Source organism: Mesorhizobium sp. WSM4312, from assembly GCF_002294875.1.
Lineage (GTDB): Bacteria > Pseudomonadota > Alphaproteobacteria > Rhizobiales > Rhizobiaceae > Mesorhizobium.
Genome location: NZ_NSFU01000001.1, coordinates 521,945 through 542,001, shown reverse-complemented (window position 1 = coordinate 542,001; position 20,057 = coordinate 521,945). Strand labels below are relative to the sequence as shown.

Below are 20,057 nucleotides of genomic sequence, written 5' to 3'. Positions count from 1 at the left end.
GCATCGCCCTGTAAGCCAGCGCTCAGCTCCGCTCCGTCGCCATCTGCCTGGGGATCAGGAAACGGGCGGCGAGGATGCAGAGCAGCACGGTGAACATCAGGATCAGCGCCACCAGTGCATTGATGTCGGGTGAGAAGCCAAGCCGCATCATCGCCCACAGCCTGACCGGCAACGTGCTCTGCGTGCCGGTGACCAGGATGGTGATCATGGTTTCGTCGAACGACAGCGCGAAGGCCAGGATGGCGCCGCCGACCATGGCGCTCGACAGGTTCGGCAGGATGATGCGCCAGAAGGTCTGCCAGCCGGTGGCGCCGAGATCGTAGGACGCTTCGACCAGCGTGCGGCTCATCGACTGCAGCCGCATCAGCACGGTGCGATAGACGATCGCCAGCACGAAGACCGTATGGCCGATGACGACCGTCAGCAGCGAACGTTCGAGGCCGATCTCGCGGAAGAAGATCAGCAGCGCCAGGCCGCTGATGATCGGCGGCATCAGGAACGGCAGGAAGATGATGAACTGCAGGATCGCGCGCCCCGAGCGACGGCCGTGATAATAGAGTGCCAGCAACGTTCCGCTGACCACCGCGAGCACGACGGTGCACAGGCCGACGATCAGCGTGGTGCGCAAGGCAGCCAGGATGTCGTGATTCCCGGCCAGAGCCCGGTAGGTCGAGAGGGTGGGTGACGACCAGTCGACATCGCCGTGCGAGATGGCGAAGAACGACGACACGATCGGCACCAATAGCGGGCTGTAGAGCAGCATCGCGACCAGCGTTGTGATCGCGGCCAAGAAGATGGTGGAGGGGCGGGGCAGGGCGTTCATACCGACGTCCCCCGTCTGCGCCCGAACCGTTCGCCGATGAGGATTGCGCAGATCACCACGATCGCCAGCGCTACCGACAGTGCGGCGCCGAACGGCCAGTTATAGGCCGTGCCGAACTGGCTGTAGAGGATGCGGCCGAAAGTGAAGCCGCTGATCCCGCCGACCATCTGCGGCGTCAGGAAATCGCCGATCGCCAGCACGAAGACGAAGCTCGCCGCCGAGGCGACGCCGGGCAGGCTGAGCGGCAGGGTGATGCGCAGGAACGTCTGCAAGCTGCTCGCGCCAAGATCGTCGGAAGCACGCAGCAAGGTCTGCGGTATCCGCTCCAGCGACAGGAAGATAGGCAAGATTGCGAAGGGGATCAAAAGCAGGCTCAGCGTCAACAGGATGGCGTTCATGTTGAACACGAAAAGCGTCGACGGCTGCTGCAGGATGCCGATTGCCACCAGCGCCTTGTTGAGGAAGCCGTTGAGGCCGAGGATGCTGCGGATCGCGTAGATCTTGATGACGTAGCTCATCAGCAGCGGCACCAGAAGCAGCATCAGCAGGGCATAGCGCCACCGCCCTCTCAGCGTCGTCAGGAAATAGGCAGCGGGATAGGCGAGCAGGATGGAGATGACGGCCACCGACACGCACAGCACGATGGTGTTCCAGAACACCGGCAGGAAGATCGGGTCGGTAAAGAACCTGACATAGTTGCCGAGCGTCGGCGCGTAGACGATCGTGCCCTGGTCGACGCTGAAGAAACTGTAGACCAGGAAGATCGCCAGCGGCACCAGGACGAAGATCACCGGCAGAGCGAAAGCCAGCACGGTCACCAGCAGCGACAAACGCCTTTCCTCGGGCTGTGTCGTGACGGCCGCGCTCATGCCAGCACCAGATGGCCTTCATGCGGCGCAAACGAAAGCGAAACCGTCTCGCCGGATCTCAGCGCGCTGCCGTCGATCCGGCTTGGGGTTCGCAGCCGCAGCCGCTGCGCGGCAGTGTCCGCGCCCGCCGTGATCGTGGCGACGGTGGACGATCCGGCAAAGGCCAGATCGGAGATGGTGCCGGAAAAGCGGTTGTCGGCGTCCGTGGCGTCGGCGAGATGCAAGGCCTCGGGTCGGAACGCCGCGAAGGCGCTCGCGCCGTCTGGTGCGGCCTTCAGATGCGGCTGGTCGCTGATCGAACAGATCAGCCGCCCAAGTGCGGTCTCGATCGGCCGCTGCTCGCCCTGGACGGGGCCGAGCTTTCCGGCCACCAGATTGTTCTCGCCGAAGAAGCGCGCCACGAACTCGCAATTCGGCTTGTAGTAAAGCTCGTGCGGCGTGCCGAGCTGGCGGATATGGCCGGCCTGCATGACGCAGATCCGGTCGGCCATGCCGATCGCTTCTTCCTGGTCATGCGTGACGAAAAGGAAGGTGGTCTTGATCTCGCGCTGGATGGATTTCAGGAATTCCTGCATCTGCCGGCGCAGTTCGAGGTCGAGCGCGGCGAGCGGCTCGTCAAGCAGGATCAGGCGCGGCTGGCAGATCAGCGCTCGGGCGAGCGCGACGCGCTGGCGCTGGCCGCCGGAAAGCTGTGCCGGAAAGCGGTCGGCGAAACGTCCGAGTTGCACGAGATCGAGGGCTTCCGCGACACGGCGTGCAATCTCCTTGCGCTGGAGATGGCGCACCGAGAGACCATAGCCCACATTGCCAGAAACGGTCATATGCGGAAACAGCGCATAGTCCTGGAACACGGTGTTGAACGGTCGCTTGTTGATCGGCATGCGGCTGATGTCCTGGCCGTCGAGGCGGATCTCGCCCGCGGTCAGCGGCTCCAGCCCGCCGATCAGCCGCAGGACCGTGGTCTTGCCCGAGCCCGACGGTCCAAGAACGGTCAGGAACTCGCCATCCGGGATAGACAGGTCGATGTCGTGCAGCACGGGAACCGTGCCGTAGGATTTCGAGACGGACCGCAGCGTCAGCAGGTCGGTGTTCTGGTTCATGGTACAGTCTCGCATACGCTGCGGCGGTCCGGAACGTCCGGACCGCCGGGTCATTCTGGATCGGGCCGCGGAAAGGATCAGGGCGTCGCCTTGATCTCGTTCCACATGTCCGACCGCTTCAGAGGGTCCTCGACATTGTTCAGCCAGACCAGCTTGTCGTTGCTGCCGGCGCTGCTTGACTCGACCACGGTGTTGCCGAAACCGGTGCGCTCGGAAAGCTCGCCGCTGACCTTCTTCGTCAGCATGAAGTCGATCCACTTCTCGGCCGCCGCATTGTCGCGCACACCCTTGGAGATCACCCAATTGTCGAGCCAGGCCAGAGCGCCTTCACTCGGATTGACGTAGGCTACATGGGCTCCGATCTTCTGCAGCGCCTTGACCTGCTGCTGGCCGTAATTGGCCCAGATCAGGGCAACGTCATTGTTCTGGTAGATCTGCTGCGCCTCGTCGGCGGTGGTGTAGAAACTCAGCACATTGCGCTTGAGCTCGACCAGCTTGGCCTTGACCGCCGCCATCTGCTCCGCGTCGAGGTTGAACGGATCCTTGTAACCGAACGTCAGCGCGGTGAACGAGAAATTGTGCTCGCCATTGTCGTAGGCCAGGACCTTGCCCTTGTAGGCCGGATCCCACAGCACCGACATCGAGGTCGGTGCCGGCTTGACCTTGTCGGTGTCGTAGATCAGCCCGATGGAATCGAAGCAGAACGGGATGCCGAACACCTTGCCGTCCTTGGTGTCGCCGCTGACCTTGGACAGATCGCGAAAGCGCGGCAGCACCTCCTTCTGGTTGGGCAGCTTGGTGATGTCTATCGGAGACACCAGGTCCGCCTTGATGTAGCGCTGCAGCTGGGCGGTGTTGACGGCAAAGACATCGAAATCCTGGCCTTCGCTGCCCTTGATCTTGGCCCAGATCTCGTCATCGCTGCCGATGAAGACGACATCGACGCCGATGCCGGTTGCCGCGGTGAAATCCTTCACCCAGTCCGGGTCGGCATAGCCGTCCCAGGCCAACACCCGAAGGTTCGCGCCCAAGGCCGCCGATGTCATCAGGCCGATGCCGAGCCCGATTGTCGCTAGTTTTAGAAACGCTTTCTTCAGTCCCATTTTTAATCTCCCATTGTCGTTCTGGTGGACCGTAATTTCCGGGCCTCTGCCGTCACAGCTGGGTGACGGTGACCGGTCCCTCGTCCGGCACCGACACCATCCGGTTGCGCAGTGGCTTGCCGAATGCCTGTGCCTGGATTTCATACTCGTCGCCGGAGGCCGTCTTGATCCCGGAGGCGTAGCTCATCACCGCCGCGCCGAAGAAATAGGCGTGCAGGTCGCCCGCCCTTCGGTGCATCGGGTAGCGGAAATGGAAGTGCTCGAGATTGGCGATCGAGTGCGACATGTGCGCCTCGCCCGACAGGAACTCCTGTTCCCAGATGACAGTGCCGTCGCGCAGGATGCGGGAATGGCCCCGGACTTCTTCGGGCAGGTCGCCGATCAGCAGCTCGGGCCCGATCGAACAGGAGCGAAGCTTCGAATGCGCGAGGTATAGGTAGTTCTCGCCCTCCGTCACGTGGTCGGAATATTCGTTTCCGAGCGCATAGCCGATGCGATAGGGATGGCCGTCCGGCCCATTGAGATAAAGCCCGACGATCTCGGCTTCCTCCGCGCCGGCTTTCGCGAATGCCGGCATCGGCAGCGGCGCGCCGGGCGGCACAACGCAGGTGCCGACGCCCTTGAAGAACCACTCGGGCTGGATGCCGATCTTGCCGGCGCCAGGCTTGCCGCCCTCCAGCCCCATGCGGAAGATTTTCAAGGAATCGGATTCCTCGGCACCGTCGCCATGGGTCAGAACATGCATCTGGTTGCGCGCGGCGGCACTACCGGTATGAGTCAGGCCGGTTCCGGTTACCAGGAAGCGCGCCGGTTCCGGATGATCGACGGGAGCCAGCACGCGGCCATCGCGCAACAGCTCGTCGTAGTCGATCGTTGCAGCGCTCGTGAGCTTCTCGACCAGCGACGCGACGGACATGTCCTCGGCGATCGCCGCTTCGGCAAGCTCCAGCACGCTGCCGGTCTTGTCGAGCGGGTGCAGGTGATTGCCGTCTTCGGAGACGCGGCCGACCCGCCTGCTGCCATCCGGCATTCTGTACTGAACAAGACGCATGAAATACCCTTCTTCCCTTGGAGCCGTGTCGGTCACACCCAGCCCGCATCGACGATGAACTGCTGGCTCGTGCACATGCGGCTGTCGTCGGCGGCGAGGAACAGCGCCATGCGCGCGATGTCGGCGGGCTGCAGCCGGTCGGGCAGGCACTGCCTTTCGGCGATCTGGCGTTCACCGGCCGGATTGAGCCACAGGCGCATCTGGCGCTCGGTCATCACCCAGCCCGGCACCATGCAGTTGACGCGGATGCGCTCGGGGCCGAGTTCGCGGGCCAGCGCCCGCGTCATGCCGTAGACGGCGGCTTTCGCGGTGACATAGGCCGGACAATCGGGATCGCCGACCATCCAGCTGATGGAGCCGAAATTGATGATCGAGCCACCCCCCTGCGCGCTCATCTGCGGTCGCACCGCCTGCGCGGCGAAGAACTGGTGGCGCAGGTTGACCGCCATGCGGTCGTCCCAATAGGCCACCGTCACGTCCTTGGTCTGATGGCGGTCATCGTTGCCGGCATTATTGCACAGCACCTGGATCGGGCCATTGTGCCGCATCGCCTGCGCGGTTGCCGCCTGTAGCTGCTCGACATCGCGCAGATCGCACGGAATAAACAGCGGCGCTGGGTGTCCTTCGGCCGCGATCGCCTCGACCAGATGCCTCGAAGGCTCCTCCGCCAGATCGACGAAGGCGACGCGGCTGCCTTGCGCGCAGAAATGGCGCACCAGGCTTTCGCCGATGCCGCTGCCGCCGCCGGTTATGAAGACGCTGCGGCCCTTGAGGCTTGGGTAGATGGCGTAGCCGATTTCATCCGTCATGGCGCGCCTCTCTAATGGGAATGCCGGGGGATGCCGGCATCGCGCCGGCCGACGAGAAAGTCGAAGTCGCAGCCCTTGTCGGCCTGCAGCACGCGCTCGACATAGAGGCTCTGATAGCCGCCTTCAGGCGGCTCCGGCGGCTTCCAGTCGCGGCGGCGGATCGCTAGCTCCTCGTCCGATACCAGCAGTTCAAGCCGGCGGCCGGCGACATCGAGCTCGATGAGATCGCCGTCGCGCACCAAGGCCAGCGCGCCACCGGCCGCGGCCTCCGGCGCGACATGCAGCACCACCGTGCCGTAGGCCGTGCCGCTCATGCGTGCATCCGAGATGCGCACCATGTCGGAGACGCCCTGCCTGAGCAGCTTCGCCGGCAGCGGCATGTTGGCGACCTCGGCCATGCCGGGATAGCCGCGCGGCCCGCAATTCTTCAGCACCATCACCGAGGAGGCGTCGATATCCAGCTCCGGATCGTCGATGCGGGCGTAGTAATGCTCGATGTTCTCGAACACGACCGCCTTGCCGCGATGCTGCATCAGTTCCGGCGTTGCCGCCGACGGCTTGATGACCGCGCCATTGGGCGCCAGATTGCCGCGCAGGATCGAGATGCCGCCTTGCTCGGTCAATGGCTCGCTCAGCGGCCGGATAACCTCGCGGTTGTAGTTGGGCGCGCCGTCGATCAACGCGCCGATCGTCTTGTCGCTGACGGTCATGACGTCGCGATGAAGAAGCCCCACTTCATCAAGCGACGCCATGACCGCAGCCAGCCCCCCGGCATAGTAGAAATCTTCCATAAGGAACCGGCCCGACGGCATCAGGTCGACAATGGTTGGAACGTCGCGGCCAAGGCGGTCCCAGTCTTCGAGGCTGAGATCGACACCGATCCGGTTGGCGATGGCGATCAGATGCAGCACCGCATTGGTCGAGCCGCCGATCGCGCCATTGACGCGAATGGCGTTCTCGAACGCTTGCTTCGTGAGAATGTCCGAAATCTTCACGTCCCTGCGGACCAGATCGACGATCTGGCGTCCGGCCATCTGCGCGAGCACGCCACGGCGCGAATCCACGGCCGGGATCGCGGCGTTGTCCGGCATGCCGATGCCGAGTGCTTCCACCATGCTGGCCATGGTCGAGGCCGTGCCCATGGTCATGCAACTGCCGGCCGACCGGCTCTGGCCCTGTTCTGCGGCGAGGAAGTCGGCGACCGGCATGCGGCCGGCCTTCACTTCCTCGGCGAATTTCCAGACATGGGTACCCGAGCCGATATCCTGCCCACGGAACTTGCCGTTGAGCATCGGCCCGCCGGAAACGGTGATGGTCGGTAGATTGCACGAGGCGGCCCCCATCAAGAGCGCCGGGGTGGTCTTGTCGCAGCCCACCAGCAGGATGACGCCGTCGATGGGGTTACCGCGAATGGATTCCTCGACATCCATGCTGACCAGATTGCGAAACAGCATGGCTGTGGGACGCATGTTGCTTTCGCCCAGCGACATGACAGGGAACTCGAGCGGCAGACCGCCGGCCTCGTAGACGCCGCGTTTGACGTGATCGGCCAGCGCCCGCAGATGCGCATTGCACGGCGTCAGCTCCGACCATGTGTTGCAGATGCCGATCACCGGGCGGCCGTCGAAGGCGTCGGCCGGGATGCCCTGATTCTTCATCCAGCTGCGGTGCATGAAGGCGTTCTTGCCTTCACCGCCGAACCAGGCTTCGGACCGCAGTTTGCGTTTGGTGTCGGTCACGATTGCTGGCCCCGATCCTGGCGGCGTCTGTTGCGGTTCTCGACGCTGCGGCGCACGTCGTCCTCGGCATTGTCGATGAGAACCAGCAGTGCCTTCTGCGCACCGGCGGCGTCGCCGGCGGCGATCTTCTCGGCCACCTCGCGATGCAGCGGCAAGGAATGGCGTTGGCCTTCCGGATTGTCGTTGGAGAGGCGAAAGCTCATCACCAGCGCGGTTTCGACCAGTGCCGCCAGCGAGCCGATCAGCTCATTGCCGGTCATGCGCAGGATGGTCTGGTGGAACACCAGATCGGGTTTGGCGAAGCGGTCGCCATCGTCGCTCACCGCTTCCATTTCGGCGAGTGCCGCCTGGATCTCGGCAATCTGTGCCGGCGTGGCGCGCTGGGCGGCAAGTGCTGCCGACATCGGTTCGATGGCGCGGCGCAGTTCGAACAGCGCCCGCACATCGTCGGCGCTGACACCGCCGGTGTAGCGCCATGACAGCACGTCCGGATCAAGGAAATTCCAGTCGGAGCGTGGGCGCACCCGCGTGCCGGTCTTCGGTCGCGATTCGACCAGCCCCTTGCCCGCCAGAACCTTGATCGCCTCGCGCAGCACCGTGCGGCTGACCCCCAGCATCTCGCTGGAATCGTCGGCATTGGGCAGCGCCTCGCCGGGCAGGAAGTCGCCCTGCACGATGCGCAGGCCGATCTGCTCGACGACGGTCGCGTGCAATGCGGTGGAGCCGCTGGAAACCGCCATGGCAACCCGCGACGTCCGTGCCGTGTTAAAAGATTTCTTATTCTTCATACTATTCATATGATATGTCTTATCGCCGTGGCGATTGGAGTCAAGGGACGGGGGAGCGCCGATGACAAAGAATCTCGCTGCCATTGCCGCGCAGCACACGGAACTGGTCTCGGTCAGCGATGGCATCGCAACAGTCGACATTGCTCCGGCCGCCGGCGGTGCGCTGGCGTCGTATCGATGGTGGCAAGATGGCGCCGTGGTGGATTGGCTGCGCCCGGCCGATCCAGCGGCGATCCGTAGCCGCGATGCCGGCGCCATGGCCTGCTTCCCGCTCGTTCCCTATTCCAATCGCATAAGGGGCGGCCGGTTCGAGTTCGCGGGACGCACCATCCGGCTTCCGACGACTGCCGACGATCCTCATCGTGAGCATGGTCATGGCTGGCGCCGGCCCTGGGTGGTCGTCAGGCATGAAGCCGGCACGATCGTCCTGCGCTATCGCCACGCCGCCGATTCCTGGCCGTGGAGCTATGAAGCCGAGCAAGAGATAACGCTGGCTGACGGCAGGCTTTGCGTGACCATCAAGGTACGCAACCTGTCGGACGCACCGATGCCGGTTGGCTTCGGCCTCCATCCCTATTTCCCGTCGACGCCGTGGGCGCATGTCCAGGCGCCGGTGTCAGGCATGTGGGAGACGGACACGGAGGTCCTGCCCGTCCGGCATGTCCTGCCGCCGGCAGGAGCCGACCCGTCCATCGGTTTCGACGTATCGGAAGTGGACTTCGACACGGTTTTCACCGGATGGGCGCGCCGCGCCCGGATCTCCTGGCCCGAACACGGACGGCGACTGGACATCGAGGCCGAGGCGCCGCTCGATTTCCTTGTTCTCTACACGCCGCCCGGCGAGCCGTTCTTTTGCGCCGAGCCGGTCAGCAACATCACCGATGCCTTCAACCGCACGGGCGGCGGCATCGACACTGGCTGCATCGTACTGGCCCCCGGTCTGATGCGATCCGCCAGCGTTCGCTTCACGCCGTCCCTGGCCGTTTGGTCCGTATTGCCGACAGCGAGACGAGGCCGGCTCAGAACGGATAGTGCTGGCCGGGGTCCTCGATCGTCACCCAGCGCAAATCGGTGAATTCGGCGATCGAGGCCTTGCCGCCGAAGCGGCCATAGCCCGAGCCCTTGACGCCGCCGAACGGCATCTGCGCCTCGTCGCCGACGGTCGGCCCGTTAATGTGGCAGATGCCCGCCTCGATGCGCGCGGCGACCGCCATGGCACGCTTGATGTCGCGGCTGAACACCGCCGACGACAGGCCGTATTCCGTGTCGTTGGCGACATGCACCGCCTCGTCCTCGCCCTTCACCCGGATCACCGGCTTGACCGGCCCGAAGGACTCTTCGGCATAGACGCGCATGGCAGGCGTCACATGGTCGAGCAGCGTTGCCTCGACAACGGTACCAGCACGCTTGCCGCCGGCGGCAAGCTTGGCGCCCTTGGCGACGGCATCGGCGACAAGCTCCTCCATCTTGTCGGCCGCCTGGCTGCTGATCAGCGAGCCCAGCACGACATGGCCACGCGGATCGCCGGCCGGCAGGCTCGACGCGCGGGCGGCCAGCTTGGAAACGAATTCGTCGGCGATCCTCTCATCGACGATCAGCCGCTCGGTCGACATGCAGATCTGGCCCTGATGCATGAAGGCGCCGAAGGTTGCCGCATTGACCGCTGCGTCGATGTCGGCGTCGTCAAGAACCAGCAGCGGCGCCTTGCCGCCGAGTTCGAGCAGCGCCGGCTTCAGATGCCGCCCGGCAAGCTCGGCGATGATGCGCCCGACCTTGGTCGAGCCGGTGAAGTTGACGCGCTTGACCGAGGGATGCGCGACCAGCGCCTCGACGATCGCAGCGGCATCCTTGGGGTCGTTGGTGACGACATTGATGACGCCCTTGGGCAGGCCGGCCTCGACCAGCACCTGACCGATCAACCGGTGTGTGCCGGGGCACATTTCGGAGGCCTTCAGCACCACCGTGTTGCCGCAGGCGATCGGCATGGCGATGGCACGGGTACCGAGGATGACCGGCGCATTCCACGGCGCGATGCCGAGGCACACGCCGGCGGGTTGGCGGATCGCCATGGCGATCGTGTCCGGCTTGTCGGAAGGGATGATCTCGCCCGAAATCTGCGTCGTCATCGCCGCCGCCTCGCGCAGCATGTTGGCCGCCAGCATCACGTTGAAACCGGCCCAGGGGCCGGTAGCCCCGGTCTCTTCCATCATCAATTTGGTGAATTCGCCGACCTTGGAGGCCATGACGTCGGCCGCCTTGGACAGCAAGGCGCGGCGCTCGCCCGGCCCGGTCTTCGACCACGTCGTAAAGGCAGCGGCCGCGGCTTCCACGGCAGCATTGGCGTCGGCAACGCTGGCAGCGGCAGCGCGCGTTGCCAGTTTGCCGGTGAACGGGTCCATGCGCTCGTAGGCGGCCGCGCCGGACGCATCCCTTTTGTCGCCGTCGATCAGAAGTCCGATATCCATGATTGTCTCCCTCGCTCCGTCTGGAGCTTCGCGGTTAGAAGCCGAGCACTTCGGCGTTGATCGATGCTTCGAGGCCGCCGTCGACCGGCACGTTGGCGCCGTTGACCCAGCGCGCGCCGTCCGAGCATAGGAACAGCACGACAGGCGCTATATCGCCCGATGTGCCGGCCCGTCCGACCCTGGCAATGTCGCTGTCGACCCGGGCATCGCCAAGCACGGTGCGGAACTGTTTCAGGATCGGCGTCTCGACCGGTCCCGGGCTCACTGCATTGACGCGGATGCCACGGCGTTTGAACAGATCCTGGTGCGCCGCGCGAAAGGTCCACAGCAGGAGCAGTTCCTTCGAGACGGGATAGCCTTCCTCGTTCCTGACCGCATGATCGGCGACCACCTTGGCGACATCCGGGAAACCCTCGATGCCGACCATCGAGGCCGCTCGGTTGAGATTGGCGCGCCAGCCGTAGCCGGCGATCGAGGCGACATTGACGATGGCGCCGCCTTCGCGAAGTCTGGGCGCGAGCCCTTCCGAAAGCGCCCGCAGCCCGAAGAAGTTGACGGCCAGCGTCGACACCGCGCCGGTGTTGCCGGAGAGGCCGGCGACGTTGCAGAGCGCATCGATGCGCTGTGGCAGGCGCGCGACCAGCTCATCGACGCCGGCCTTCGACGAGATATCGGCCTTGACGAAACTGCCCACCGCTGCCGCCGGCTCGCGTACATCGACGCCGATCACGTCCGCGCCAAGCTGGCCGGCGAGTTCCGCCGTGCGAGCGCCGATGCCGGAGGCAACGCCGGTGATGAGGATCGTCTTGCCGAAAAGCATGGTCATGCCTTCTCCTGATCAAGTGTGGTTCGCTCCGGCGAGGGGGCGCTGCCGTCATCGGCCGGAGCATTTCCCGGAAGCCTGACGCGGTAGCCGACCGGGAGCAGGCGCAAGCCGAAGCGCCCCTCGATCGTCCCCCACAGGCCGCGCGGCAAGAACAGCGAGAACAGCACGGCGGTGGCGCCGAGGCCGACGAGGTACCAGACCCCGGTGCCGCCGAACCAGGTCTCGATGAGGAAGAACACCAGCGCGCCAAGGATGGCGCCCTCGAACGTTCCGATGCCGCCGACCAGCACCATGAAGATCATGTAGGCGGTCCATTGGACGTTGAAGTAGGTTTTCGGCTGGAAGGTGATGGAGGTCGCCAGCCACAGCGCACCGGCAACGCCGATGCCGAAGGCGGCAAGCACGAACAAAAGCCGCTTGGTGCCGGTGACGCGCACGCCGACCGAGGCGGCGGCATCCTCATTGTCGCGGATGGCGCGGATGGCGGCACCCGTGCTGCCGCGCAGCAGGCCGAACAGGATGCCGAGCAGGGCGGTCATCGAGGCCAGCGCCAGCCAGTAGATTGCCACCCGTCTGGTGCCGGCATCGTAGACGTTGAGCGAGATCAGCGACGTACCGGTTTCGCCTTGCACCAGCCGGTCGAGATTGACCAGGAGATGCGTCAGCGCCGCGATCACCCACATACCGATGGCGAACTCGCCATTCCTCAGCCGCAGCATGAACAACGACAGCGGCCAGGAGACAACGCCGACAACGATCGCCGATACGAAAAGCGAGGCGAAAGGGTTGAGGCCGGCATCGGCCAGCCGGATGGCGAAATAGGCGCCGAGCCCGAAGAACACCTGCTGGCCGACGGAAACCAGGCCGCCGAATCCGGCCAGTGCGTTCCACATCGCCGCCAGGATCACATAGATGAACAATGCCGTCATGCGGTCGACCGCGCCCGCCGAGAGGAACTGCGGCGCGATGGCGAGCAGCGCGATGATGACAGCGACCGCAATCGCCGCGATCCGCGACGTCGTCGTGCCGCGCTCGATGATCGGCGAGGACGAAACGGCGCTCATGACGCGCTCCGCGAAGGCAGGCGCAGCAGGCCGCGCAGGCCAAGGCCCGACGTGGACAGCCGCACGAACAGCACGACGAGGAACACGGCATGGCCGCCGATCAGAAAGCCTTGCGGATGCACTTGCGCGCCGACTGTCTGCGCAAGCGCCAGCACGATGCCGCCGACCAGCGTTCCCCACAGCGAACCGGCGCCGCCGATCACAGCGGCTTCGAAAGCGAACAGCAGTTGCGGCGCGCCGGCATAGGGATCGAAGGTGGCGCGCATGCCCAGAAAGGCGCCGGCAAGGCCGACCGTGACCATGGCGATGGAAGCGGCGATGGCATTGGCGCGACGCGCATCGACGCCGACCAGGCCTGCCGTATCGGGGTCTTCCGAGGTGGCGCGGATCGAGCGGCCAAGCCGGGTGCGGGTGAGGAACAGCTGCAGCCCGCCCAGCAGGATCACGGCGGTGGCGAACATGATCACGGCGAGCTTGCCGACATAGATGTTGCCTGGCCATTCCCAGGAATCATAGGACAGGCTGCCGATATAGGGCGCCAGCGAACGCGTGTCGGCGCCGAACTGCTCGAACAGCATGTTGTCGATGACGATCGCCAGCCCAAACGTGGTCAGGATCGGCAGCAGCGCACCGCCACGCGCGCTGCGTTCGAGCAGGAAACGCTGCAGCGCCCAGCCGATCGCCGCCATCAGCGGCAGCACGATCAGCAGGCCGACAAAGGGCGGGATATGGAACCGCGAGGCGAGCCACCACAGCGCAAAGGCCGCGAACACGGCAAGGCTGCCATGGGCGAGGTTGATGATGCGCATCACCGAGAACATGAAGGACAGGCCACAGGCGATCAGCGCGTAGTAGCCGCCGAGCAGGATGCCCTGGATGATCTGGTTGCTCATGCCGGAACGCTCCCGGGACTTTTCCGGTGCAGGCCGAAATAGGCTTTCGTCACCTCGTCGCGCGACACCGCCTTGCTCGGCCCTTCGAGCGCCACGCGCCCTTCGAGCATGCAGATCACCCTGTCGGAGACCGACAGCGCGCGGCTGAGGTCCTGCTCGACCAGGATGATCGTCGTGCCGGAAGCCATCAGCCCCTGAAGGGCCGCGTAGACACGGTCGACGATCAGCGGCGACAGGCCGAGCGAAACCTCGTCGAGCAAAAGCACTTCCGGGTTGCTCATCAGCGCCCGGCCGATCGCCGTCGCCTGCTGCTCGCCGCCTGAGAGGTGGCCCGTCTTGGCATGGCGGCGCGGCTTCAGATTGGGAAACATGTCGAGCACCCTGTCGACGCTCCACTCGCCCGGCCGGCCGGCGGTTCTGCCGAGCAGAAGGTTCTCCTCGACCGTCATCTGCACGAAGAGTTTTCGCCCTTCAGGCACCAGCGCGATGCCCATGCCGACGCGCTTGTGCGACGGCACGTTGGTAAGATCGGCGCCGTCCAGCAGCACGCGGCCGGCCGCCGGCTGGTGCGCGCCGGCAATTGCCCTGAGCAGCGTCGTCTTGCCGGCGCCGTTGGCACCGACCAGCGCCAGCGTCTCGCCGCGTTCGATGCGGAAGCTGACGCCGCGCACCGCCTGCAGCAGGCCGTGGCGGACAACGAGATCCTCAACCGACAGCAGGCTCATTTCGGGCCTCCGCCGAGATAGGCGCGCACGACCTCCGGATCGGCCATGACGGCTTGCGGCTCGCCGTCGGCGATGATTTTTCCCGCATCCATGCAGATCAGCCGTTCGGCCACTTGCAGCAGGATGTGGACGATGTGCTCGATCCAGACGATGCCGATCTTGCGGCGGCGCAATTCCTTGATCGTGCCGACGAGCTCACCGGCTTCGCCGTCGGTCAGGCCGCCCCCGATCTCGTCGAGCAGCAGCAGCGTGGGCCTTGCCGCCAGCGCGCGCGCCAGTTCCAGCCGCTTGCGGTCGAGCAGTCCGAGCGTCTCGGCGCGGCGGTTGGCAATATCAAGCATGCCGCACAGCTTCAGCGAGCCGAGCGCCTCCTCATAGGCCTCGTCCCGCCCGAGCCCGGCGCCGTGCGAGGCCGCGACGAAGACATTCTCGAAAGTGGTCATGCCGCTGAATGGTTTGGGCACCTGATGCGTGCGCACCAGCCCGAGCCGGCAACGTTGCGTCGCCGGCAAGGACGTCACGTCATCGCCTTTGAACCTGACCGTGCCCGCACTCGGCGGAAAGGCGCCGGAAAGCACGCTGAGCAGCGTCGTCTTGCCGGCGCCGTTCGGCCCGACAATGCCGACCGCCTCGTCGGCCGCCATGGCGAAATCGACCGCATCCAGCACCACAAGCGCACCGAAGCGCTTGTGGATGCCGGCGGCAACGAGAACAGCCTGTTGTTGCGGATGGGTCACCACCTCGTCTGCGGTCCATCAGCCGTTGTAAGGCTGGAGCTTGGCTTCGACAGGCACCTTCGGATCGGTGGCGTTTTCGGTCACCACATAGTCGAGCGGGAATTTGCTGCCTTCCTTGGCGGCCACCCACTGCGTGCCGATGATCGGGCCGGGCGAGACATTGGCGACAGGGCCGCTGGTGAAATCGACCTTGCCGATCATAGTCTCGGTCTTCAGCGTGCTCAGCGCCTTGGCCACCGCCGCCTTGTCCTTGGCGTCGGTGCTGGCCTTCAGCGCTTCGAAGCCGGCGTCCAGCAGCGACATCGAGGCGCCGAGCTGCTGCGTCCACTGCTTGCCGCTCGCTGCCTCGTAGCCGTCGGCGAGCTCGGTGCCCGAAACGCCGGTCAGCGGCGACTTGTAGGGGAAGGCCTTGTGCCAATAGGCGGCGCTCGAAATCTTCATGCCGAGGTCGCCGAGCGCCTCGATGTCGGACGGGAACAGGCCGGTCTTGGCGACCTGGGCGATCTTGATCTGCTTGATCAGCCCCTGCTGTGCCGCCTGGCGCCAGAAGGCGGCGAAGTCAGGCGGGATCGGGAAGGAGTTGAAGATCTCGACGCCTTCCTGCTTGAACAGCGCGATCTGCGAGGAATAGTCGGTGGTGCCGGTCTCGTAGGCGCCGGGATCGACGATCGTAAAACCTTGCTTGGCCAGGAGCGGCGCCAGATTGGCGCGGATGGCGTTGCCGTCGGCGTCGTTGGGATACATGACGCCGACCTTCTTGTTGGTCTCGATCAGGTTCCATTGCGAAATATAGGTCTTGAAGAACTCGCCGACGCCGAAGCCGAAATGATAGGTCCATTTGAACGGCGAGGGCGCGCCGGGCTTCGCGCCACGGCCGAAATACCAGGCCTCCCACGGCATGACGGTCGACAGGCAGGGCACCCCTGCGGCCTCGCAGGCATCGGCCACCGGGTTGATCACCTCGGGCGTCGACACCGCGAGCATCAGGTCGATGGCCTGGTTGTTGATCAGGTCCTTGGCGAGCTGGCCGGCGCGGGAGGGATCGGACTGCGTGTCCTGGTCGAGGATTTCAACGCTGTACTTCTTGCCGCCGATCTCAAGGCCGCCGGCGAGCGCCTTGCGGGCAAGGTCGAGCACATAGCCGTCGGTCTGGCCGAAGCCGGCCAGCGGCCCGGTGCGCGGGCTGACGAAGCCGACCTTGAGCGTTTCGCCCGCCTGGGCGAAAGCGCTCTTGCCGCCGAGCGCGAGCGCGGCGCCGCCGGCGATCGAGGTGGCGATGAACTGGCGTCGCGAAATGTCGCTAATGCTGGATTTGCTGCCGATAGAATGGGTCATACGTTCCTCCCTCTGTGGCTCCTCCATCGGCACAGTGCACCAGCGTTTTGGTTCGGTAAAATGATATTTTGCGGTGTTTCATTAACCTCTGGGTTAGGAGATTTCCGGCAAAGACGGAGCGGTCCAAATGATCCGACGCCTCACTTGCCCGGCCTTGCCGCCTCGCGAATGGTCTGCAGCAGGATGGTGAAGGCCGGCGATGGCGCCGTATCGGTGCGCATCGTCAGGCCGACCGGTCCCTTGGTTTCCTCGGTGTCGACCGGCAGGGCGACGAAGGCGCCGCTGGCGATCTCGTTCGCAACCACGCCGGCCGAAATGATCCACACCGCATTGCTCTGCCGCATGAAGGAGCGGCCAAACGAATCCGAGACGGTTTCGATCTCGGTCGCCGGCGCGGTCATGCCGTTGGTGATGAACAGGCGATCGACGAAGGGGCGGATGACGGATTCCCGGGTCGGCATCAGCACCGGGAATTCATCGAGCCTGGCGAAGATATCCGCTCCCGGTTCGAGCAGCGGATGTCCGGCCCGCACCACGAACAGCACCTGTTCGGAATAGAGATGCTCGAAGAAGAAGCCGGTCATGTTTTCGGGCGCTGCCAGCCGACCGACGACAAGATCGAGCGCGCCGGTGCGCAATTGCTCAAGAAGCACCGCGTTTTCGCCGGTGACGATCTTGATCGCCGCGCCGGTATTTTCCCCAAGGAACAGGCTCATGGCCTTGGGCATGACCTTCGCCGACACGGTCGGCAGCGCGCCGATGCGGATCGGATGCCGGTTGATGGCGTCGTCCTGGCGAACCGAATCGACGCCGCGTTTCAACGCCGTGATCGCCGAACCGGCATGGCTGAGGAAGATCTCGCCAAGCCTTGTGACCCGGATACCGCGCCCGTCACGCTCGACAACGGCGACACCGAGCGCCTCTTCCAGCTCACGCAACGTCTTGGTCACCGCCGGGGCGCTGACATGCAGGAAATCGGCGGCGCGGGCAACGCTGCCCTGCCGCGCGACCTCCAGGAAGGCCTGCAGATGACGAAAGCGGATGCGGCTCTCGGCCATGGATTTGATAACCCCCGAGTTAATGAAATGGCGCAAAATATCATTTTACCGAACCAAATGCCTTGTGCAATGTGGAGGTGGAGGATCGAAATCGTGTCATTCGTCACCATCGGCGGCATCACGCTGCACCATCGCCACCTCAAGGCCACCGACAATGCGCGCGCGATCATATTCATCAATTCGCTCGGCACCGACTTCCGCATCTGGGACGATATTGTCTCGGCGCTCGATGGGGAAATGTCCTTGCTGGTCTATGACAAGCGCGGCCACGGGCTGTCCGACATCGGCGAGATCAAGTCGATCGACGATCATGTCGACGATCTCTCGGGGCTCATCGATCATTTCGGCTTGAAGAAGGTCGTGCTGTGCGGCCTTTCGGTCGGCGGCATGATCGCACAAGGGCTCTACGCCAGGCGCCCCGGGATCGTCGAGGCCATGATCCTGTGCGACACGGCCCACAAGATCGGCACCAATGAGAGCTGGAACACCCGCATCGCGGTCGTCGAACGCAAGGGCATCCAGGCCATTGCCGATGGCGTGCTCAAACTATGGTTCACTCCCGCCTTCCACACCGCGCGGGTGGCCGAACTGGACGGCTATTGGAACATGATGACCCGGCAGGCTGTCGCCGGTTACGTTGGGACTTGCGCAGCCATCCGCGCCGCCGATTTTACCGATGCAGCACGCCGCATCGCGGTACCGACGCTCTGCGTCGTCGGTGACCAGGACGGCTCGACGCCGCCCGCTCTCGTCCGGTCGCTGGCCGCTCTGATCCCCGGTTCGCGTTTCGAGATCATCCGCGACGCTGGACATATTCCCTGCGTCGAACAGCCTGAGGCGCTCACCGCGCTGATCCGCGATTTTGTCGCATCGTTTGCCCCTGGAGCAGAAAACCATGGATGAAGTCCCCGGCAACGCAGCCAGATATCGCACTGGCCTCGCGGTGCGGCGCGCGGTGCTCGGCGATCGGCATGTCGATCGGGCCGAGGTCGCCGCCACCGATTTCGATCAACCCTTCCAGGAACTGATCACCGAGGCAGCCTGGGGGACTGTGTGGGCCCGGCCGGGCCTCAGCAAACGCGAGCGCTCGATCGTCACGCTGGCGCTGCTGGCGGCACTCGGCCATGATGAGGAGGTCGCCCTGCATGTGCGCGCCACCGCCAACACCGGTGCGACGCGCGACGATATCTGCGAGGCGTTCCTGCATGTCGCCATCTATGCCGGTGTGCCGGCCGCCAACCGTGCCTTCAGAATAGCCAAGGACGTGTTTTCGGAAATGGACGGAGCCGACAATGCCCGCTGAGTCGGGCTCGAACCGGAAGCCCGAGACCGGCGCCTTCTTCCAGCGCGACCGGACATGGCATCCTCCGGCGCTGACGCCGGGCTATAAGAGTTCGGTGCTGCGCTCGCCGCAAAAGGCGCTTTTGTCCTTCGACAACACGCTGTCGGAAATAGCCGGACCGGTCTTCGGCCACGCCATGCTGGGTGAGATCGACAACGACCTGATCCATAATTTCGCCAGGCCGGGCGAGAGCGCCATCGGCGAACGCATCATCGTCCATGGGCGTGTGCTCGATGAGCGAGGCGTTGGCGTTCCCGGCGTGCTCATCGAATTCTGGCAGGCCAATGCCGGCGGCCGCTACCGCCACAAGAAGGACGGCTATCTGGCGCCGCTCGACCCGAATTTCGGTGGCTGCGGCCGCACCATTACAGCCGAGGATGGTGGCTATGCCTTCCGCACCGTCAAGCCCGGGCCCTATCCCTGGCCGAATGGTCCCAATGACTGGCGCCCGGCGCACATCCATTTCTCGGTTTTCGGCCACGGCTTCGCGCAGCGGCTGATCACGCAGATGTATTTCCAGGGTGACCCGCTGATCTGGAAGTGCCCGATCGTGCGCGGCATCGCCGACAAGGCGGCCATCGAGGCGCTCACGGCCATCCTCGACACGCAGGCGACCATTCCGATGGATGCGCTCGCCTACAAGTTCGACATCGTGCTGCGCGGCCGCCGCTCGTCGCTGTTCGAAAACCGGCTGGAGGGCAATTGATGGCCCAGTCGCTCGACCGGCTCAGGGAAAGCGCTTCGCAGACCGCGGGACCATACGTCTATATCGGGCTGACGCCGAACTTCTGCGGCATCAGTGGCGTCTATGCGACCGATCTTGGCTCGACCATGGTCAGCGACAAGACCAAGGGCGAGCGCATCGGTCTCAAAATCCGCGTGCTCGACGGCACCGGCACGCCGCTCAAGGACGCCTTGATCGAGATCTGGCAGGCGGATGCGGACGGGCTCTACAATTCGCCGACCGAGATGCGCGGCGCGGCCGATCCGAACTTTTTCGGCTGGGGCCGGTGCCCGACCGACATGGAAACCGGCGTCTGTGCATTCGAGACGATCAAGCCCGGCCGGGTGCCGTTCCGGGATGGAAGGCTGATGGCGCCGCACGTCACACTGTGGATCGTCGCGCGCGGCATTAATGTCGGCCTGCACACACGGCTCTATTTCTCCGACGAGCAAAAGGCCAATGGCGAGGATCCGATCCTGGCGCGCATCGAGCACCGCGTCCGCGTGCCGACGCTGATCGCCGAGCGCCAGGGCGACATTTACGTCTTCGACGTCCATCTCCAGGGGGAGAAGGAAACGGTCTTCTTCGACAGTTGATGGTCAGGAG

Annotated in this window: 21 protein-coding genes; 5 read left to right on the top strand and 16 right to left on the bottom strand. The window is 64.7% G+C overall.

Features of this window, described 5'->3' with window-relative positions:
- Nucleotides 1–22: 22 nt before the first annotated feature.
- From CK228_RS02560 to CK228_RS02525, 8 genes are all read right to left on the bottom strand, one after another.
- Nucleotides 23–823: an ABC transporter permease gene (locus CK228_RS02560; RefSeq protein ID WP_095786764.1), complete on the bottom strand. Its 801-nt coding sequence runs from the start codon at nucleotides 821–823 to the stop codon at nucleotides 23–25.
- Entirely contained in the window at nucleotides 820–1,692 is an 873-nt protein-coding gene (locus tag CK228_RS02555; RefSeq protein WP_095786763.1) for an ABC transporter permease, read from the bottom strand. Before CK228_RS02555 ends, CK228_RS02560 begins: the two co-directional genes overlap by 4 nt.
- A complete protein-coding gene (locus tag CK228_RS02550) occupies nucleotides 1,689–2,792 on the bottom strand; it encodes an ABC transporter ATP-binding protein (protein ID WP_095786762.1) in 1,104 nt (367 codons plus the stop codon). The genes CK228_RS02555 and CK228_RS02550 overlap by 4 nt, the downstream gene beginning before the upstream one ends.
- A gap of 77 nt (nucleotides 2,793–2,869) precedes the next feature.
- Entirely contained in the window at nucleotides 2,870–3,895 is a 1,026-nt protein-coding gene (locus CK228_RS02545) for an ABC transporter substrate-binding protein (protein ID WP_095786761.1), read from the bottom strand.
- A 52-nt stretch (nucleotides 3,896–3,947) separates the two neighbouring features.
- Nucleotides 3,948–4,946: an AraD1 family protein gene (araD1, locus tag CK228_RS02540; RefSeq protein WP_095786760.1), complete on the bottom strand. Its 999-nt coding sequence runs from the start codon at nucleotides 4,944–4,946 to the stop codon at nucleotides 3,948–3,950.
- A 32-nt stretch (nucleotides 4,947–4,978) separates the two neighbouring features.
- Nucleotides 4,979–5,755 (bottom strand): SDR family oxidoreductase, encoded by a 777-nt coding sequence (locus tag CK228_RS02535; RefSeq protein WP_095786759.1) that lies wholly within the window; start codon nucleotides 5,753–5,755, stop codon nucleotides 4,979–4,981.
- Nucleotides 5,756–5,766: 11 nt separating this feature from the next.
- The gene (locus CK228_RS02530; RefSeq protein ID WP_095786758.1) at nucleotides 5,767–7,494 is read right to left on the bottom strand and encodes an IlvD/Edd family dehydratase; all 1,728 of its coding nucleotides are present in this window, start codon (nucleotides 7,492–7,494) and stop codon (nucleotides 5,767–5,769) included.
- A complete protein-coding gene (locus tag CK228_RS02525) occupies nucleotides 7,491–8,234 on the bottom strand; it encodes a FadR/GntR family transcriptional regulator (RefSeq protein WP_095786757.1) in 744 nt (247 codons plus the stop codon). Before CK228_RS02525 ends, CK228_RS02530 begins: the two co-directional genes overlap by 4 nt.
- A 109-nt stretch (nucleotides 8,235–8,343) precedes the next feature.
- On the opposite strand from CK228_RS02525, the gene CK228_RS02520 reads away from it, so the two are divergent.
- Nucleotides 8,344–9,357, top strand: coding sequence for an aldose 1-epimerase (locus CK228_RS02520; protein ID WP_245437945.1), 1,014 nt, complete (start codon nucleotides 8,344–8,346; stop codon nucleotides 9,355–9,357).
- Here CK228_RS02520 and CK228_RS02515 read toward each other — a convergent pair.
- The 8 genes from CK228_RS02515 to pcaQ form a co-directional block, all read right to left on the bottom strand.
- Complete coding sequence (locus tag CK228_RS02515; protein WP_095786756.1) at nucleotides 9,302–10,747, bottom strand: aldehyde dehydrogenase; 1,446 nt, start codon at nucleotides 10,745–10,747, stop codon at nucleotides 9,302–9,304. The two genes, CK228_RS02520 and CK228_RS02515, sit on opposite strands and share 56 nt — an antisense overlap.
- Before the next feature lie 34 nt (nucleotides 10,748–10,781).
- A complete protein-coding gene (locus CK228_RS02510; RefSeq protein ID WP_095771451.1) occupies nucleotides 10,782–11,567 on the bottom strand; it encodes a coniferyl-alcohol dehydrogenase in 786 nt (261 codons plus the stop codon).
- A gap of 2 nt (nucleotides 11,568–11,569) precedes the next feature.
- On the bottom strand, nucleotides 11,570–12,637 hold the full coding sequence (locus CK228_RS02505; RefSeq protein WP_095771233.1) for a branched-chain amino acid ABC transporter permease: 1,068 nt from the start codon (nucleotides 12,635–12,637) through the stop codon (nucleotides 11,570–11,572).
- The gene (locus CK228_RS02500; protein ID WP_095771232.1) at nucleotides 12,634–13,530 is read right to left on the bottom strand and encodes a branched-chain amino acid ABC transporter permease; all 897 of its coding nucleotides are present in this window, start codon (nucleotides 13,528–13,530) and stop codon (nucleotides 12,634–12,636) included. The genes CK228_RS02505 and CK228_RS02500 overlap by 4 nt, the downstream gene beginning before the upstream one ends.
- Nucleotides 13,527–14,255, bottom strand: coding sequence for an ABC transporter ATP-binding protein (locus CK228_RS02495; RefSeq protein WP_095786755.1), 729 nt, complete (start codon nucleotides 14,253–14,255; stop codon nucleotides 13,527–13,529). Before CK228_RS02495 ends, CK228_RS02500 begins: the two co-directional genes overlap by 4 nt.
- Nucleotides 14,252–14,995 carry an ABC transporter ATP-binding protein gene (locus CK228_RS02490; RefSeq protein ID WP_095786754.1) on the bottom strand — a complete coding sequence of 248 codons (744 nt, stop codon included), beginning with the start codon at nucleotides 14,993–14,995 and terminating at the stop codon, nucleotides 14,252–14,254. Before CK228_RS02490 ends, CK228_RS02495 begins: the two co-directional genes overlap by 4 nt.
- A 15-nt stretch (nucleotides 14,996–15,010) precedes the next feature.
- Complete coding sequence (locus CK228_RS02485; RefSeq protein ID WP_095786753.1) at nucleotides 15,011–16,327, bottom strand: ABC transporter substrate-binding protein; 1,317 nt, start codon at nucleotides 16,325–16,327, stop codon at nucleotides 15,011–15,013.
- 140 nt (nucleotides 16,328–16,467) lie between these two features.
- On the bottom strand, nucleotides 16,468–17,385 hold the full coding sequence (gene pcaQ, locus CK228_RS02480) for a pca operon transcription factor PcaQ (protein ID WP_095786752.1): 918 nt from the start codon (nucleotides 17,383–17,385) through the stop codon (nucleotides 16,468–16,470).
- Between the two features lie 69 nt (nucleotides 17,386–17,454).
- On the opposite strand from pcaQ, the gene pcaD reads away from it, so the two are divergent.
- Genes pcaD through pcaG form a run of 4 tightly spaced genes read left to right on the top strand, consistent with a single transcriptional unit; the run spans nucleotide 17,455 to nucleotide 20,047 of the window.
- Nucleotides 17,455–18,288, top strand: coding sequence for a 3-oxoadipate enol-lactonase (gene pcaD / locus CK228_RS02475; RefSeq protein WP_179295780.1), 834 nt, complete (start codon nucleotides 17,455–17,457; stop codon nucleotides 18,286–18,288).
- Nucleotides 18,281–18,688 carry a 4-carboxymuconolactone decarboxylase gene (gene pcaC, locus CK228_RS02470; protein ID WP_095771228.1) on the top strand — a complete coding sequence of 136 codons (408 nt, stop codon included), beginning with the start codon at nucleotides 18,281–18,283 and terminating at the stop codon, nucleotides 18,686–18,688. The genes pcaD and pcaC overlap by 8 nt, the downstream gene beginning before the upstream one ends.
- Complete coding sequence (gene pcaH, locus CK228_RS02465; protein ID WP_095786751.1) at nucleotides 18,678–19,433, top strand: protocatechuate 3,4-dioxygenase subunit beta; 756 nt, start codon at nucleotides 18,678–18,680, stop codon at nucleotides 19,431–19,433. Before pcaC ends, pcaH begins: the two co-directional genes overlap by 11 nt.
- Nucleotides 19,433–20,047, top strand: a complete 615-nt coding sequence (gene pcaG, locus CK228_RS02460; RefSeq protein WP_095786750.1) for a protocatechuate 3,4-dioxygenase subunit alpha — start codon at nucleotides 19,433–19,435, stop codon at nucleotides 20,045–20,047. The genes pcaH and pcaG overlap by 1 nt, the downstream gene beginning before the upstream one ends.
- The last annotated feature ends 10 nt before the right edge of the window (nucleotides 20,048–20,057 follow it).